Origin of the sequence: Xanthomonas sp. NCPPB 4467 (assembly GCF_041475665.2) — a bacterium.
GTDB classification, from domain to species: Bacteria; Pseudomonadota; Gammaproteobacteria; order Xanthomonadales; family Xanthomonadaceae; genus Xanthomonas; species Xanthomonas dyei.
In genome coordinates, this window is record NZ_CM191260.1 from 4,234,121 (window position 1) to 4,248,450 (window position 14,330).

11 protein-coding genes and 1 other RNA gene are annotated in these 14,330 nt (G+C 62.3%); 5 read left to right on the top strand and 7 right to left on the bottom strand.

The window, feature by feature from the left end; translation table 11 throughout:
• Positions 1–104: 104 nt before the first annotated feature.
• The 6 genes from ACCQ06_RS18390 to ACCQ06_RS18415 form a co-directional block, all read right to left on the bottom strand.
• A complete protein-coding gene (locus tag ACCQ06_RS18390) occupies positions 105–2,318 on the bottom strand; it encodes a peptidase domain-containing ABC transporter (RefSeq protein ID WP_316688653.1) in 2,214 nt (737 codons plus the stop codon).
• Positions 2,315–3,613: an HlyD family secretion protein gene (locus tag ACCQ06_RS18395; RefSeq protein ID WP_316688655.1), complete on the bottom strand. Its 1,299-nt coding sequence runs from the start codon at positions 3,611–3,613 to the stop codon at positions 2,315–2,317. The genes ACCQ06_RS18390 and ACCQ06_RS18395 overlap by 4 nt, the downstream gene beginning before the upstream one ends.
• 111 nt (positions 3,614–3,724) lie before the next feature.
• A complete protein-coding gene (locus tag ACCQ06_RS18400) occupies positions 3,725–4,363 on the bottom strand; it encodes a response regulator (protein ID WP_055850273.1) in 639 nt (212 codons plus the stop codon).
• Between the two features lie 40 nt (positions 4,364–4,403).
• A complete protein-coding gene (locus ACCQ06_RS18405) occupies positions 4,404–5,453 on the bottom strand; it encodes an ABC transporter substrate-binding protein (protein ID WP_316692674.1) in 1,050 nt (349 codons plus the stop codon).
• Complete coding sequence (locus ACCQ06_RS18410; RefSeq protein ID WP_316688659.1) at positions 5,453–6,838, bottom strand: sensor histidine kinase N-terminal domain-containing protein; 1,386 nt, start codon at positions 6,836–6,838, stop codon at positions 5,453–5,455. Before ACCQ06_RS18410 ends, ACCQ06_RS18405 begins: the two co-directional genes overlap by 1 nt.
• On the bottom strand, positions 6,831–7,532 hold the full coding sequence (locus ACCQ06_RS18415; protein WP_115528876.1) for a response regulator transcription factor: 702 nt from the start codon (positions 7,530–7,532) through the stop codon (positions 6,831–6,833). Before ACCQ06_RS18415 ends, ACCQ06_RS18410 begins: the two co-directional genes overlap by 8 nt.
• Before the next feature lie 256 nt (positions 7,533–7,788).
• On the opposite strand from ACCQ06_RS18415, the gene ACCQ06_RS18420 reads away from it, so the two are divergent.
• From ACCQ06_RS18420 to ACCQ06_RS18440, 5 genes are all read left to right on the top strand, one after another.
• Positions 7,789–8,982, top strand: coding sequence for an OprO/OprP family phosphate-selective porin (locus ACCQ06_RS18420; protein WP_104615345.1), 1,194 nt, complete (start codon positions 7,789–7,791; stop codon positions 8,980–8,982).
• Between the two features lie 220 nt (positions 8,983–9,202).
• On the top strand, positions 9,203–10,531 hold the full coding sequence (locus ACCQ06_RS18425) for a CitMHS family transporter (protein ID WP_104615346.1): 1,329 nt from the start codon (positions 9,203–9,205) through the stop codon (positions 10,529–10,531).
• A 169-nt stretch (positions 10,532–10,700) separates the two neighbouring features.
• Positions 10,701–11,441 carry an acetoacetyl-CoA reductase gene (gene phbB / locus ACCQ06_RS18430; RefSeq protein WP_055848354.1) on the top strand — a complete coding sequence of 247 codons (741 nt, stop codon included), beginning with the start codon at positions 10,701–10,703 and terminating at the stop codon, positions 11,439–11,441.
• Positions 11,442–11,565: 124 nt separating this feature from the next.
• A non-coding RNA gene (locus tag ACCQ06_RS18435) (sX9 sRNA) lies at positions 11,566–11,642 on the top strand.
• 204 nt (positions 11,643–11,846) lie between these two features.
• Positions 11,847–12,878, top strand: a complete 1,032-nt coding sequence (locus ACCQ06_RS18440) for a LacI family DNA-binding transcriptional regulator (RefSeq protein ID WP_104615347.1) — start codon at positions 11,847–11,849, stop codon at positions 12,876–12,878.
• A gap of 115 nt (positions 12,879–12,993) precedes the next feature.
• Here ACCQ06_RS18440 and ACCQ06_RS18445 read toward each other — a convergent pair whose 3' ends face one another.
• Entirely contained in the window at positions 12,994–14,313 is a 1,320-nt protein-coding gene (locus tag ACCQ06_RS18445; RefSeq protein WP_316688664.1) for an MFS transporter, read from the bottom strand.
• Between the last annotated feature and the right edge of the window lie 17 nt (positions 14,314–14,330).

Genomic DNA, 14,330 nt, shown 5'->3' on the forward strand with positions numbered 1-14,330 from the left:
GCGCTCCATCCTGTGAGTAGACTTTGTTCCTAATATTTTTTTTCATTGAATGTGCCATATCGATCTTTCGTTTAACTTATTTTGATAAGCGTCGCAACTCCTCATTATTGAGCGGACTTTTCAGCCGCTCCTTCGGGATCGTCCTGTTCAAATTTGCTGGACTGCTCTTTGATCAATGGCCTTAGGATCCCGCCCACAAAGAGATAGTGCATATCGCACATCCGAGAGATATTCTTGTCATGCGTCACAATGACTGTGGTTGCACCGATGCTCCTGATGTTCTTCATCAGCTGTATGCCCATCTGCTCATCAACCCCAGTCGTTGGCTCATCCATCAACAACAACTTGGTGCGCCTGTAGAAGGCTCTCGCCAAGAAGATCCGTTGTTTTTGACCGCCTGACAGCGTGTTTCCCAAGTCACCGACTCTGGTGTTGAAGCCCATTGGCATGCGCTGAATATCGTCGTGGATGCACGCCAATTTAGCAGCCTGCACGAGACGTTCTTGGTCGATATGCTCATCGAACATAGAGATGTTTTCCGACAGCGTTCCCGACAACAGATTGTCTCCCTGCATGACGATGCTGACCTTGCTCCGATAGCTCGACTTACCGACTTTGCGCAGATCCTCTCCATTGACTAAGAAGTCCCCGACTTGAAGATCTTCAAGCCCCGCCAGAACGCGGATGAGTGTGGTCTTACCCACGCCTGAGTTCCCGACAATTGCAATCACCTGGCCTGCCGGTGCCCTGAGCTGCAAGGCACTCATGATCCACTTGTCCGTAGACGAGTAGCGGAAATAGCCGTTGGCAATTGCAATGGCGGGCGCAGCGTCTTCCAGTGCGCAGTTGCCATGCAAAAACGACTCAGGCTCGCTGTGCGTGATGTCTGAAATGCGCTCTGTGTGCAAGCGAAGCAGCCGGAGCTGCATCAAGTAGTCGGCTAGGTTGATGCTGCGTTGGCTGAACTGGGTTGCGTAGATCAAAAAGACCGTCAGCCCCCCGACCGTCATATCCCCACTGAGCACCAGCCGGGTGCCCTCCCAGATCACGAAAATGCGGCACAGGCCTTGGATGAGAAGCTGGACAGAATCGAACCCAATGCGGATACGCTCGGCCCCGATGGTCGCATTGGTTGCTTTCGCGCTGTAGTTCGTGAAGCGCGACGCCCAGAGCGCTGACTTGTTGAACAGCTTGATGGGCTGGATGCTTCGGACCGTTTCGTAGAGAAAACTTTGCCGGCGTGCATCAATGTTGATCTGATCGAGGTTGGCTTCTTTCAGTTTGGCGTAGTAGGCGTAGCGCGAACCCACATAAGCAATGGTGAAAGCCAACAAAGCGAAGGCAAGCGGCGCGTCGTAGCTCATCAAGAGCAACAACATGAGGAAAGACATCACCCCATCGATGACCGCTTCCATCATCTTCGTCGTGAGTGACTGCTGGATGGAGTAGATCGACTGAAAGCGGCTTGAAATATCCCCGGTGTGCCGCTTTACGAAATACGACTGGGGTAGCGACACGAGGTGACGGAACAAATTGCTGCTCCACCGTAAGCCAGTGGTCGAAGAGATCCACAGCAAGGTCCACTTCCTGGCAACGGTCAAGACGAGCTGGACCAGGAGCACGATCGAAAAGCCGATCGCCAATGTGGTGACCAGACCATCGTCCTTGACGCTGAGCACCTGATCCATGGTCAGTCTTAGATATTGCGGCGCAATCAGCGCACAGCCTTCCAAGAAGAGCGCCAAGATGCCCACACCCCAGAACGCGGGCACCAGGGACCGAAGCGAGCCTGCCAGATCGCGAAGCGACACCGATGGCACGCTCTTGATCTTCTTGAAGGCCGGACCCGGATGCGCCTCCAACGCAATGCCGCTAAAAAGCTCATCGAACTCATCGAGCTTGATTTTTTTGACGCCCGTTGCGGGATCGCTGATGTGCACGTGCCCTCCCCTCACCGCCGTCAGCACGACAAAGTGCCCGTGGTGTAGGTGGACCATGCAAGGCAACGACAGCTTGGGCAGTTCGTAAAGCTCCAAGCGAAGCGGACGCGTCGTGAGCCCGTTGGCATCAGCGATTTCAATCAGGGAGGCGAGCGTTGCCCCACTGGTTGACACCGTAAAGCGGTTGCGAAGCTCCCCAAGACTCGTTTCATGGCCGTAGTAGGAGAGCAGCATCGCAATGCAGGCCAGGCCGCACTCACTCGACTCGGTTTGGCGGATATGCGGCACACGGCGCTTCGAGGAAAACACCAGGCTTGGTTCAGCAGAGCGATCCATCTCGGCATCGCCATTGGCTGATGGCGTCAAGACGTCCTTCATTGCTTTTCACCCGTCAAGCGTGATCCCATGGTTTGGAAGGGGTCAAACATCCACTCCCAGATCTTGCGGCCCTCCAAGATCAGTTCCGCGTCCACTTCCATCCCCGGTAGGAAGGACTTCGCTCCTTGGGCAACTCCGATAGTCTGGGAAGGCAAGGCCACCTTGGCGGTGTAAACCGGCTCAGTGGGCGACTGGCGACCATAGCGACGCTCCAACTCCCCGAGGGGACTCGTTTGCGTCGACAGCGATGCGATGCGCCCCTGGATGGCGCCATATTTTGCTTTCGGGAATGCGGCGATGTTGAGCAGCACCTCGGTGCCGACATTCACATGTCCGATGGCCCTGGAAGGAATAAGAATTTCAGCTTCGAACACCGACTCGCTTGGGGTGATGGACGCGATGATCGAGTCGGTACCAATGCGCTGACCTTGGGATGCATAGATTGCTGCAACGGTGCCGCTCAAGGGTGAAGTGATGGTTTGCAGACGATCGGACTTGGCTCTTGCCACTTGATCTTCGATCGTGGATTTTTCACGCTCAATTTCGCTTGCTTGCCTGCTGGCCGTTGTCTTTATCTCAGTAATCTCACCCAGCAATGCGGCACGTTGATTGCGAAGTGTGGACTGCTGCGCGCGGGCATCCTGGATCTCCGCCTCTGCATCCAAGAGAGCATTTTCGTAGGTGAGGTAGGTGTATTTGGACACGTACTTCTCGGCAAGCAGCGGCTCAATGGTCTTCAAGAGTTCTTTGTTCTTGGCGTATTTCTTTTCCAAGATTGAGATCTTGCGAGCGACTTCCTGCATCGCACCGCTCGTTTCTTCGACCTGACGCGTCAGTTCCCGCTCGCGCTGGCCGGAAAAGTCATGCGTCTGCAATTGCTCTTTGGTCAGCTCTTCTGATCGGGTGAGCGCACGCTTGATCGTCTCATCGGACAAAGAGCGACCCGCTTCGTCGGTGATGTCGGCTGAGAGCTCCGCGAGCACTTGGCCCTTCTTGACCAAGGCATTGGGCTTCAACGTCGTCGACAAGATGAGGCCAGGCGTTGCACTACGAATATCCACTCGCCCATGCGTCGAAATGATTTGGCCCGATACATGCTCACGCTTTGAGTAGGACGCGGTCAGAACAAACGTGGCCAGCAAGAGGAAAAGCACACAGCCACAGCCAATCCAGATCCGGATGGACGAGGGAAATGCATCTTTCAGATCACCGAGTGTGGACGTTGCCTCCGGCCCCTTTCGCTTGCGAAAGAGCGGTTGTTCTGCGTCATCCATCTGACTTGATTCGCTATCCATAGCACCTACATCCAAATCTACTGCACAACTTGTGTGGTTTGAGGCTACCCGCGCAGACATTAAAATTACATTTGCGTTTTGTTGCTCTGGCGTTGAGAGTAACGCCAGCCCTCAGCCCTCGCCCTCCGGCTCCAGCGCCTTGACCAGCACCGCCGCTTGCGTGCGGCTGTAGCAGTCGAGCTTTTTCAAGATGGCGGTGACGTGCACCTTGACGGTGTTTTCGGCCAGACCGAGTTCGTGGGCGATCTGCTTGTTGAGCAGGCCATCGGCCAGGCTCAGCAGCACGCGGAACTGCTGTGGAGTGAGCTGGGCGAGCTTGGATGCCAGTTGCGCGTCCGCCTCCGAGCGCTCGGCGGTCATTGGCGGAAACCAGGTGCCGCCGTCCAGCACACTGGCCACGGCGGTGCCGATGGATTCGGCCGGCGTGGATTTGGGAATGAAGCCGGCCGCGCCAAACTGCTGCGCACGCCGGATCACCCGCGGGTGATCGTTGGAGGAGATCACCACCACCGGGATATCCGGATGCTCGCCGCGCACATGCAACAGCGCCGAGAAGCCGCGCGCGCCCGGCATGGCCAGATCCAGCAGTACCAGCTCTGCCTGCGGGTGCGAGCGCAACATCGCGCTCAGCGTGGCGGCGCTGGAGGCTTCCACCACCTGCGCCTGCGGCAGGGTTTGCTGCAGCACGTGGATCACGGCGGCACGGAACAGCGGGTGGTCGTCGGCGACGAGAATGGTGAGATCGGCCATCTGCCAAGTCTGGCACATGGGCGCCATCGATGCCGCTGCCCTACCGCGGCGGTTGCGTACTCGCACGCCACGCTTCCAGGAACTGGCGGCGTTTGAGCTTGTCCAGATACACCAGCAAACCGGGGCCGAGCGGAATCGGCCGGAACGGCGGTTGCGCCGAGCCGCCACGGCCACCGGCGGACGGCAGGATCGGCATCAGCCGCGCTTCGCGCGAGAGCACCTGCTGCCCGCGGGGCGACAGCAGATAGTCGAGAAACCTGCGCGCTTCCGGCGCATGCGGTGCGGTCTTGGGAATCACCGCGGTGCGCAGCGCCACCAGCGTGTAGTCCTGCGGCTGCACGATGCCCAGCGGCGCACCGGCATCGATACGCGCCTGCGCGTAGGAACCAAGCACGTTGTAGGCCAACAGCAGTTCGCCGCGACTGACACGGTCGAGCAAGGTGCCGGTGCGCTCTTCCAGCTTGACCTGATTTGCGCCCAACGCGGCCAGCAACGCGCCGGCAATGCTGCCCACCTGCCCGTCCTGGGTGGCGAACAAGTAGCCCACGCCGCTGCGCTCCACATCGTAGGTGCCCACCTTGCCGCGCAACGGCGCATCGGGCGCGCGCAATAAGGCCAGCAGCTGGCGGCGCGTGCGCGGGACGCGTGCGGCGTCGAGTTTGCGCGTGTTGTAGACGATGGCCACCGGCTCGTAGCTGATGCCGAACACTTCATGCCGCCATTGCGCCCAGGCCGGCAGCGCTTCGGTCTGCGCGGAGCGGTGAGCCAGCGCGTGCCCGTCGTTCACCAGCTTGGTCTGCAGATCCATGCTGGCGCTGATCAGCATGTCCGCCGTCGGCGCACCGGCACCCGGATGCAGATAGTGATCATAGATGTCCCAGGCAATCACATCCTCGTAGATCACCTCGGTACCGGGATGCAGGCGTTGGTAGTCCTGAATGACCGCGCCGAAGACTTCCAGATCAGTGGACCCCTGCACGCGGAGCTGCGCATGCATCGGCCCCTGCGCGGGGAAGCGCCGCACATCGCCCGGCGCTGCCCAGGCCAAACCGTGCACCAGCAGCAGCACCATTGCCCACAGCCTGCGCATCATGCGGTTCCCCCGGGGAAATGCAACGAGGCGATCAATCCGCCACCGATGCGATTGGCCAGATCGATACGCCCGCCATGCGCTTCGACCACGCGCTTGACGATGGCAAGCCCCAGGCCCGCGCCGCCCGCAGGTGCATCCGGACCGCGCACGAAACGCTCGAACACGCGCTCGGCTTCGGCGGCCGGAATGCCCGGGCCGTGGTCGGCGATGGTCAGCACGTGCTGATTACCGTCGCTGGTCAAAGCCACCTGCAGCGGCGCGGCGCCACCGTATTTGCAGGCGTTGTCGATCAGATTCTTGAGCGCTTCGCGCAGCAGCAACGCGTCGCCGCGCAGCAGCGCCGGTTGCGGGTCGATGGCCAGTTGCACACGTGGCGCGCCGTCGCTGCGCGGCAGTGCTTCATGCAATGCCTGGTGCAGCACCTCGGCCAGGTCCACCGTGGCAAAACGCTGCAGGTTGGAGCGATGGATCACGCTGGCATCGCTGAGCAATTGATTGAGCAGGCGGCTCATGTGGCTGGCGTTGCGCTCGATCGCGGCCAGGCTGCGTTGCATGTCGCGCGGGTCGTCGTCGTCCATGGCCAGCTGCGCCTGCGCGCGCAATGCGGCCAGGGGCGTGCGCATCTGGTGCGCGGCCTCGGCCATGAACGCACGCAAGGTCTCGTTGCTGGACGACAGCCGCGCCATGAAGCGATTGAGCGCGGTCACCATCAACTGCATTTCCTGCGGCGCCGGCACGTTGAGCGGTTTGAGATCCGATGGCTCGCGACGCGACAGGTCGCGCTCGATGCGTTGCAATGGCCGCAATGCGCGGTACACGCCCAGCCAGACCAACCCCAACGCCAGCAGCGACAACACAGCGATCGCGACCAATGCATTGAGCACCACATCGCGCGCCACCGCATCGCGCGCGCGCCGTGTCTGGCCCACCTGCACCCGCACCTCGCCCTGCCCGGACGCCGAGGCCACCCGATGCATCACCACCGCAAAGCGCACCGGCTCGCCGCTGTACTGCGCATCGAACAGCAACGGGCGCTCATCGCTGGGCGCGCGCGCCGGCAACGGCAAGGCGTCTTCGCCGGTGATGGTGCGGCCCTGCGCATCGAACACGCGGTAGAACACGCGATCTTCCGGCGCCATGCCAAGCAGATCCAGCGAGGCGTAAGGCAGATCCACCTGCCAGTCGCCACCGACCAGCGCCACGCTATCGATGATGGACAGCGCCGAGGACACCAACAGGTGATCGTAGGACCGATTGGCGGCACGCTCGCCATAATCGCGTGCCGCAAAAAACAGCACCACCGCCCCCAGCAGCGACAGGCTGCCCAGATACAGCAGCAAGGTGCGCCGGATCGACGGCGCCACCGTCAGCGGCTCAGCCATCGCTGCCCGGCTCCACCGGCGCATGCGGGTCGGCTTCTTCGAGTTTGTAGCCGGCACCGCGCACGGTGACGATGCGCAACGGCGCGCTGGCCAGCTTGCGGCGCAGACGGCCGACATACAGCTCGATCGCATTGGGCCCGGCATCGTCGTCGAAGCCGAACAGCCCGTTGCCGATTTCGTCCTTGCCGACCACCTGACCCAGCCGCCCGATCAGGATTTCCAGCAGGCGGTATTCGCGGTTGGGCAATTCGATCGGCGCGCCATCGAGCATCACCGTGTGCGCAGCGTTGTCGAACACGAATCCGCCGATTTGCACCACTTCGCTGGCCTGGCCGCGATTGCGGCGCAGCAACACACGGCAGCGCGCCTCGAATTCGCGGAAATCGAACGGCTTGCCGAGGTAATCGTCCGCGCCCACGTCCAGCGCCTGCACGCGGTCTTCGATGCCATCGCGCGCGGTAAGCATCAGCACCGGCGTGGTATCGCCACGCTCGCGCATCCCGGCCAGCACGCGCAGCCCATCGAGCTTGGGCAGGCCGATATCCAGCACCACCAGATCGAAGCTCTGATAGCGCAGCACGCTGGCCGCCGCCAACCCGTCGGCCTGCCAATCCACCGCATGCCCGCTACGGCGCATGCGCCGCACGATGGCATCGGCGAGATCGGCATTGTCTTCGACTAGCAGCAGGCGCATTGGGCGGGGAATCGTGAATAGGGAATGGGGAATCGGAACAGCATGTTGTTGCGGCCGGAAGGTAACAGGCTAGGCAGACAAAAGCTCTTCCGCTTTGGCGATTGCGCTGTTGCGATTCCCCATTCCCGACTCCCCATTCCCGCCCCAAAACGACAGGTCCATGACAGCTTCGCGGGACTAGGCTGCAGCCAACGCGCCACGGCGATCGTCGTGGTGCATCGCTGAACGTGATTCACACATGCACCTGGGAGGGTCTGTGAGCAACGACACTTTGCGTCTGCGCGCCTTCACCGCCTGCGCGGCGATCTGCCTGGCACCGGCAGCGCGCGCGGCCGATGACGCGGGCCCGGTCACCGCCGAACTGGGCGGACGGGTGCACTGGGATTTCACCATGTTCGACAACGACGACCGCGGCACGCCCGAGCGCAACGACACCCAGTTCCGCCGTGTGTGGCTCGATGTGGCAGGCAAGTTCTATGGCTTCAATTACAAGGCCGAGGCCGAATTTGCCGGCCTGCAATACGAAGCCGGCGGCCGCGGCATCCTGGCGCGCGATGTGTACATCGCCAAGAAGTTTTCCGCCGGTACGCTGACCGTGGGCCAGTTCAAGCAATACTTTTCGCTGGACGATCGCACCGGGTCCAACTATGGCCCGTTCCTGGAACGCGGCTATGCCTCCACCACGCTGGCACCGATCTATCGCAAGGCCATTTCCTGGCAGGCCAATCGCCCGGATGCCACCTGGTCCACGGCGCTCTACAGCCTGGAAAGCATCGACAACTCGTCCACCAAGGGCGGCGCGCTGGGCACACGCCTGACCTTTGCACCGGAGATGGGCGAAGCACGCCTGCGTCACCTCGGTATTTCACTGGCGCATGAGCGCTATTCGCATCCGGGCAGCGACGGTGCGGCATCGCTGTTGATCCGCCCGCGCCCGGAAAACGACCTGGCCAACAATAGCCGCATCACCCTGGCGCGGTTCGCCGATGGCCGCGATACCGACTTCGACAAGTGGTCGTTGGAATATGCCGAAGTCCTTGGCCCCTGGTCGTGGCAGAGCGAATTCAGTGGCGGCCTGCTCGACGATGGCAGCCAGCACGCCAAGGTGTTGGCAAGCTATGGCCTAGTCAGCTGGTTCGTGACCGGCGAATCGCGCGGCTACGATCGCAAGACCGGCCGGTTCAGCCGTATCAAAACGCCCAATCGCCCCAGCGGCGCGTTCGAGCTGGCATTGCGCTACGACTACATGCGCGGCGACCAACATCTGGATGGCCAGCCCAACTTCATAGATGCCAGCACGCAGTCGTGGACCTTGGGTGGCAACTGGTATTTCAAGCCTAATCTGCGCGTCATGCTCAACGTGATCGACAGCCGTAACCGCGACCGCACGATGAATGCGTTGGTCGATCACACGCTGGCGGTCACCGGCCGGTTTCAGTACGACTTCTGATGCACTGCTGCGTGGCGCCACGGTTCCAAACGTATGTCCGCAGGCGTCGCCGCGATGCGGCGCAAGCGCCGTGCACGCACGAAGATTGTCGCTTTTGCCATTGCGGCAGTGACGCAATGAGCAGCATTTTTACGTTTCTTGTGTATCACCACTGCGCCGTCTCCTGCGCAACGGTGCGCTCCACCCTCTCCCTGCTGCACGCCCCAAAGGATTTGCCCGCATGCTGACCGCGCTCGGTTTCGGAATGGTGATCACCTTCATGTACCTGATCATGAGCAAGCGGCTGTCGCCGCTGGTGGCTCTGATCACGGTGCCGATCGTGTTCGCACTGCTGGGCGGCTTCGGTACCGGCATCAACGACATGATGCTCGAGGGCATCAAGAAGATCGCGCCCACCGGCGTGATGCTGATGTTCGCCATCCTCTACTTCGGGGTGATGATCGATGCCGGGCTGTTCGATCCACTGGTCGGGCGCATCCTGCGGCTGGTCAAGGGCGACCCGCTGAAGATCGTGATGGGCACCGCGGTCCTGGCAATGCTGATCTCACTCGATGGCGACGGCTCCACCACCTACATGATCACCGTGTCGGCGATGCTGCCGCTGTACCAGCGCCTGGGCATGAATGCGCTCAACCTCACTTGCGTGACCATCTTGGCCAGCGGCGTGATGAATCTCACTCCGTGGGGCGGCCCGACCGCACGCGCCGCTACTGCCCTGCACGTGGATGCGGGCGATGTGTTCGTGCCGCTGGTGCCGGCAATGTTGCTGGCGATTGCCGGCATCATCGCGCTGGCGTGGTATCTGGGCATGCGCGAGCGCCGCCGCCTGGGCGTGGTGCGCCTGCCGGCCGATGGCAATTGGCTGGACACCAGCATCCCCGAAGACAACGACGCCTTGCCGCGCGTGGAAGACACCGAGGACATGAAGCGTCCCAAGCTGCTGTGGGTCAATCTGATTCTGACCCTGGCGCTGATGGCCGCACTGGTGGTGGGCATCCTGCCGATGCCGGTGCTGTTCATGATCGGCTTCGCACTGGCATTGATGATCAACTACCCCAACCTGGCCGAACAACGCCGCCGCCTGGTCAATCACGCCGGCAACGTACTGTCGGTGGTGTCGCTGATCTTTGCCGCCGGCATCTTCACCGGCATCCTGTCCAACACCGGCATGGTGGAAGCGATGTCGCGCAGTTTTCTGGCAGTGATCCCGGACAGCTGGGGCCCGTATCTGGCGGTGATCACGGCGATCGTCAGCATGCCGTTTACGTTCTTCATGTCTAACGACGCGTTCTACTTCGGCGTGCTGCCGATCCTGTCCGAGGCGGCCGGCCACTACGGCATCACACCGGTGGAAATGGCCCGCGCCTCGCTTGCCGGCCAGCCGGTGCATCTGCTCAGCCCGTTGGTGCCCTCGACCTATCTGCTGGTCGGCCTGGCCAAGGTCGACTTTGCCGACCATCAACGCTTCACGCTGAAGTGGGCGGTGTTGATTTCGATGCTGATGCTTGGCGGCGGGTTGTTGTTTGGCTTGTTTCCATTGGCGCGCTGATCGCGCGCCGGGAATGCGGAATCGGAAATGGGGAATCGTAAGAGCGGCGCTGTGCTGTCGTGACGGTTCCTGACTTCCACATGGAGAACGCCGACCGCAAAGGCGGCTTCCTGCGCTACCGATTCCCCACTCCCGATTCCCCATTCCCAACTCCAAAGGAGTTACACCAATGACGCTTCGCATCGCATACGTCACCAGCGGCATGGGCAGTGTCGGCACCGCGATCTGCCAGAAGCTGGCGCGCAGCGGGCACACCGTGGTTGCCGGTTGCGGGCCCAATTCGCCGCGTAAGTCGGCCTGGTTGCGCGAGCAGCGCGAGCAGGGCTTCGACTTCGTCGCCTCCGAAGGCAATGCCGCCGATTGGGATTCCACGGTGGCGGCCTTTGCCAAGGTCAAGGCCGAAGTCGGCGAGATCGATGTGCTGGTCAACAACGCAGGCGGTAGCCGCGACACCTTGTTCCGCCAGATGACGCGCGACGACTGGAATGCAGTGATCGCCAGCAACCTGCATTCGCTGTTCAACATCTCCAAGCAGGTGGTGGATGGCATGACGTCGCGCGGTTGGGGGCGCATCGTCAACATCGGCTCGGTCAGCGCGCACAAGGGCCAGATCGGACAAATCAACTTCGCCACCGCCAAGGCCGCGATGCATGGCTTCAGCCGTGCGCTGGCGCAGGAAGTGGCCTCGCGCGGGGTCACCGTCAACACCATTTCGCCCGGTTATATCGCCAGTGCATCGATCAGCAGTTTTCCGCCGGACGTGCTCGATCGCCTGGCCACCTCGGTGCCGATGCGTCGGCTGGGCAAGCCTGCAGAAGTCGCCGGCCTGTGCGCATGGCTGGCCTCCGACGATGCCGCCTATGTGACCGGCGCCGACTATGCGGTCAACGGCGGCCTGTATATGGGATGACACCGACAGTGGTCTGCAAGCGGTTGTCGGAGTGCACCTCGGCACGCAAGCCGCGATCACGCAACGCGACCAACCAAACGACGACGCGACCAGCAAACAGGAGCGGCCGATGCTCGGCATCGGCAGGTACGACCCATCACACTCCGGTTCCTGTACGCCGCCCACACCCGCCTGGCAGCCGCCCGCTACGTTTTGTTGACGGTTCTTCGCCCCATGTCCGGATGCACAATGATGCGCTGTCCAGCCGCAGCACTCTCCCGGCACTCGCCACGCAACCGCGATCGCAAGGCTAGGACGCGTGTGCGCGATGGCGTTGCGCCGTTGCGCACAAGCGGCCGCCACTGCGCGAACAACCCGCCTCTAGTGCGAACTGATTACACTCTGGTTTTTCCGCAGTGCGCTGCCATGGCCAAACCCTCAGAACGCACCCCGCAGAATGCCCGCCCGCAGATGGCCGACATCGCCCGCATGGCGGGCGTGTCCGAGTCCACCGTGTCGCGCGCCCTTGCCGGCAGCCCGGTAGTGGCAGAGCGCACCCGCGCCTATATCAAGCAGATTGCCGCCGACGCCGGCTACCAGGTCGACCCGGTCGCACGCAGCTTGCGTGCCAAACGCTCCAACACGGTGAGCGTTGCGGTGCCGATGATGCACGCGCTGGATCAACCGCTATCCGATCCGTTTCTGATGACCATGCTGGCGTTGCTGGCCGAAGAACTCACCGGGCGCGGCTACAGCATGCTGCTGTCCAAGCTGGACCGGCACCAGGATGGCTGGGTGGAACAGCTTGCCCGCGGCAGCCGCTCCGATGGCGTGATCGTGCTGGGGCAGAGTTCCGAACATGCCGCACTGGACAAAGCCGCGCGTGATGGCCTGCCGATGGCCGTATGGGGCAGCCGCATCGACGGGCAGGCCTATATCAGCGTCGGCAGCGACAACTTCCAGGGCGGCGCGCTCGCCACCGAACACCTGATCGCCAGCGGCCGCAAGCGCATCGCGTTTCTGGGCGACGACCAGTTACCCGAAGTGGCGCCGCGGTTTGCCGGTTACCGTCATGCATTGGAGCAGCACGGGCTGGAATTCGACACCCGCCTGCATGCGCGCAGCCATTTCGTCAGCGAAGACGCCTACCGCCTCACCCGCGCCATGCTCAAGAAGACCGACCCGCCGGATGGCCTGTTTGCGGCCTCCGATGTGATTGCCGTGGGCGCCATCCGCGCCCTGGTCGAAGCCGGCCATCGCGTGCCGCAGGACATCTCGCTGGTAGGTTTCGACGATATTCCGCTGGCCGCCTACAGCCAGCCACCGCTGACCACCGTGCGGCAGGATCTGGGCCTGGCCGCGCGCTTGCTGGTGGACCGGCTGCTGGCGCTGATCGCGGGCGAGGCGGTGCAATCGGTTGAAATGCCGGTGAAACTGGTGGTGCGCGAGTCGGCGTGAGGCTGGAATCGGGAATCGGGAATCGGGAATCGGGAATCGTAAGAGGGTGCGCGCTGTGCGGCGGCGGCGCGCTCACACTCGCTATTGTGGCCGGCATAACAACGCAAACGAGCGGTTACGCCGCGACAGCCTTGGGCTTGCGAATGCGCACGCATAGCATTGCCACCGCTGCAGCCAGCATCAATGCACCGGCCAGGCGGATCACATTGCGCGGGTCGCCGTGCAGCAACCGCTCGTAATACAGCGGCAGGGTGACGATCTGGATCAGCATCGGCAGCACGATAAACAGGTTGAACAAGCCCATGTACACGCCGGTGCGCTCGGGCGGAATGCTGTCGGCGAGCATCAGATACGGATTGCCCATCATGCTGGCCCAGGCCAGCCCGATTCCGATCATCGGCAACAACAACAACCAACGGTTCTCGATGCCCGGCAACACCCACATACCGACGCCGGCCGCCAGCAGACAGGCCGCATGCGTGTATTTGGGGCCGAAGCGGCGCACCACCGGCACCATCGCAAATGCCGCCAGAAACGCGATGAAATTGTAGAATCCACCGATCTGCCCATTGACCAGACCGGCCTCGCGAAACCCGTGCGAGGTGGCGTCGGTGGTGCCGAACAAGGTGGTCGACAGCGACAGCACGATGTACTGCCAGTAGCAGAAAATCCCGTACCACTGGAACAACATCACCGGCGCCAGCTGACGCATGGTTGGCGGCATCGCGCGCAGGGCGCTGCCGATTTCGCGCACCGTTGCGCCCAGCCCTGCACCGGTCTGACGCATGCGCGCGATCTCTGCCGGCGCAATTGCAGGCTCGCGCACGCTGCGCGCGGTAAGCAGGATGGACGCGGCCGAAAACCCCGCACCGATCACGAACGCAGCAATGGTGACGTAGGGAATATGGTGCGCGTTGGCGGCATCCTGATTCATGCCGAACCACACCAGCAGCGGCGGAGTCAGATACGCCAACGTCTGCGCCAGGCCGGTGAACGCGCTCTGCGTGAGATACCCGAGTGGCCGCTGAGGTGGTGCGAGCACGTCGCTGACCAACGCACGGTAGGGCTCCATCGCCACGTTGTTGGCCGCATCCAGCACCCACAGCAGGCACACCGCCATCCACAGCGCGGTGCTGAACGGCATCGCCAGCAAGCACAGGCTGCACACCAGCGCGCCCACCACCATGTACGGCATGCGGCGGCCCCAGCGCGTGACCGAGCGGTCGCTCCACGCGCCAACGAATGGCTGCAGCACCAGCCCGGTGATCGGGCCGGCCAGCCACAGATACGGCAGGCTGGCGTGGTCGGCGCCCAGGTAGTTGTAGATCGGGCTCATGTTGCTTTGCTGCAACCCGAAGCTGTACTGCACACCGAAGAAACCGGCGTTGAGCGCCAGGATGCGCGCGAAAGAGAGCGAAGGAACGGTCGACGACATGCAAGGCCTTGGGCATC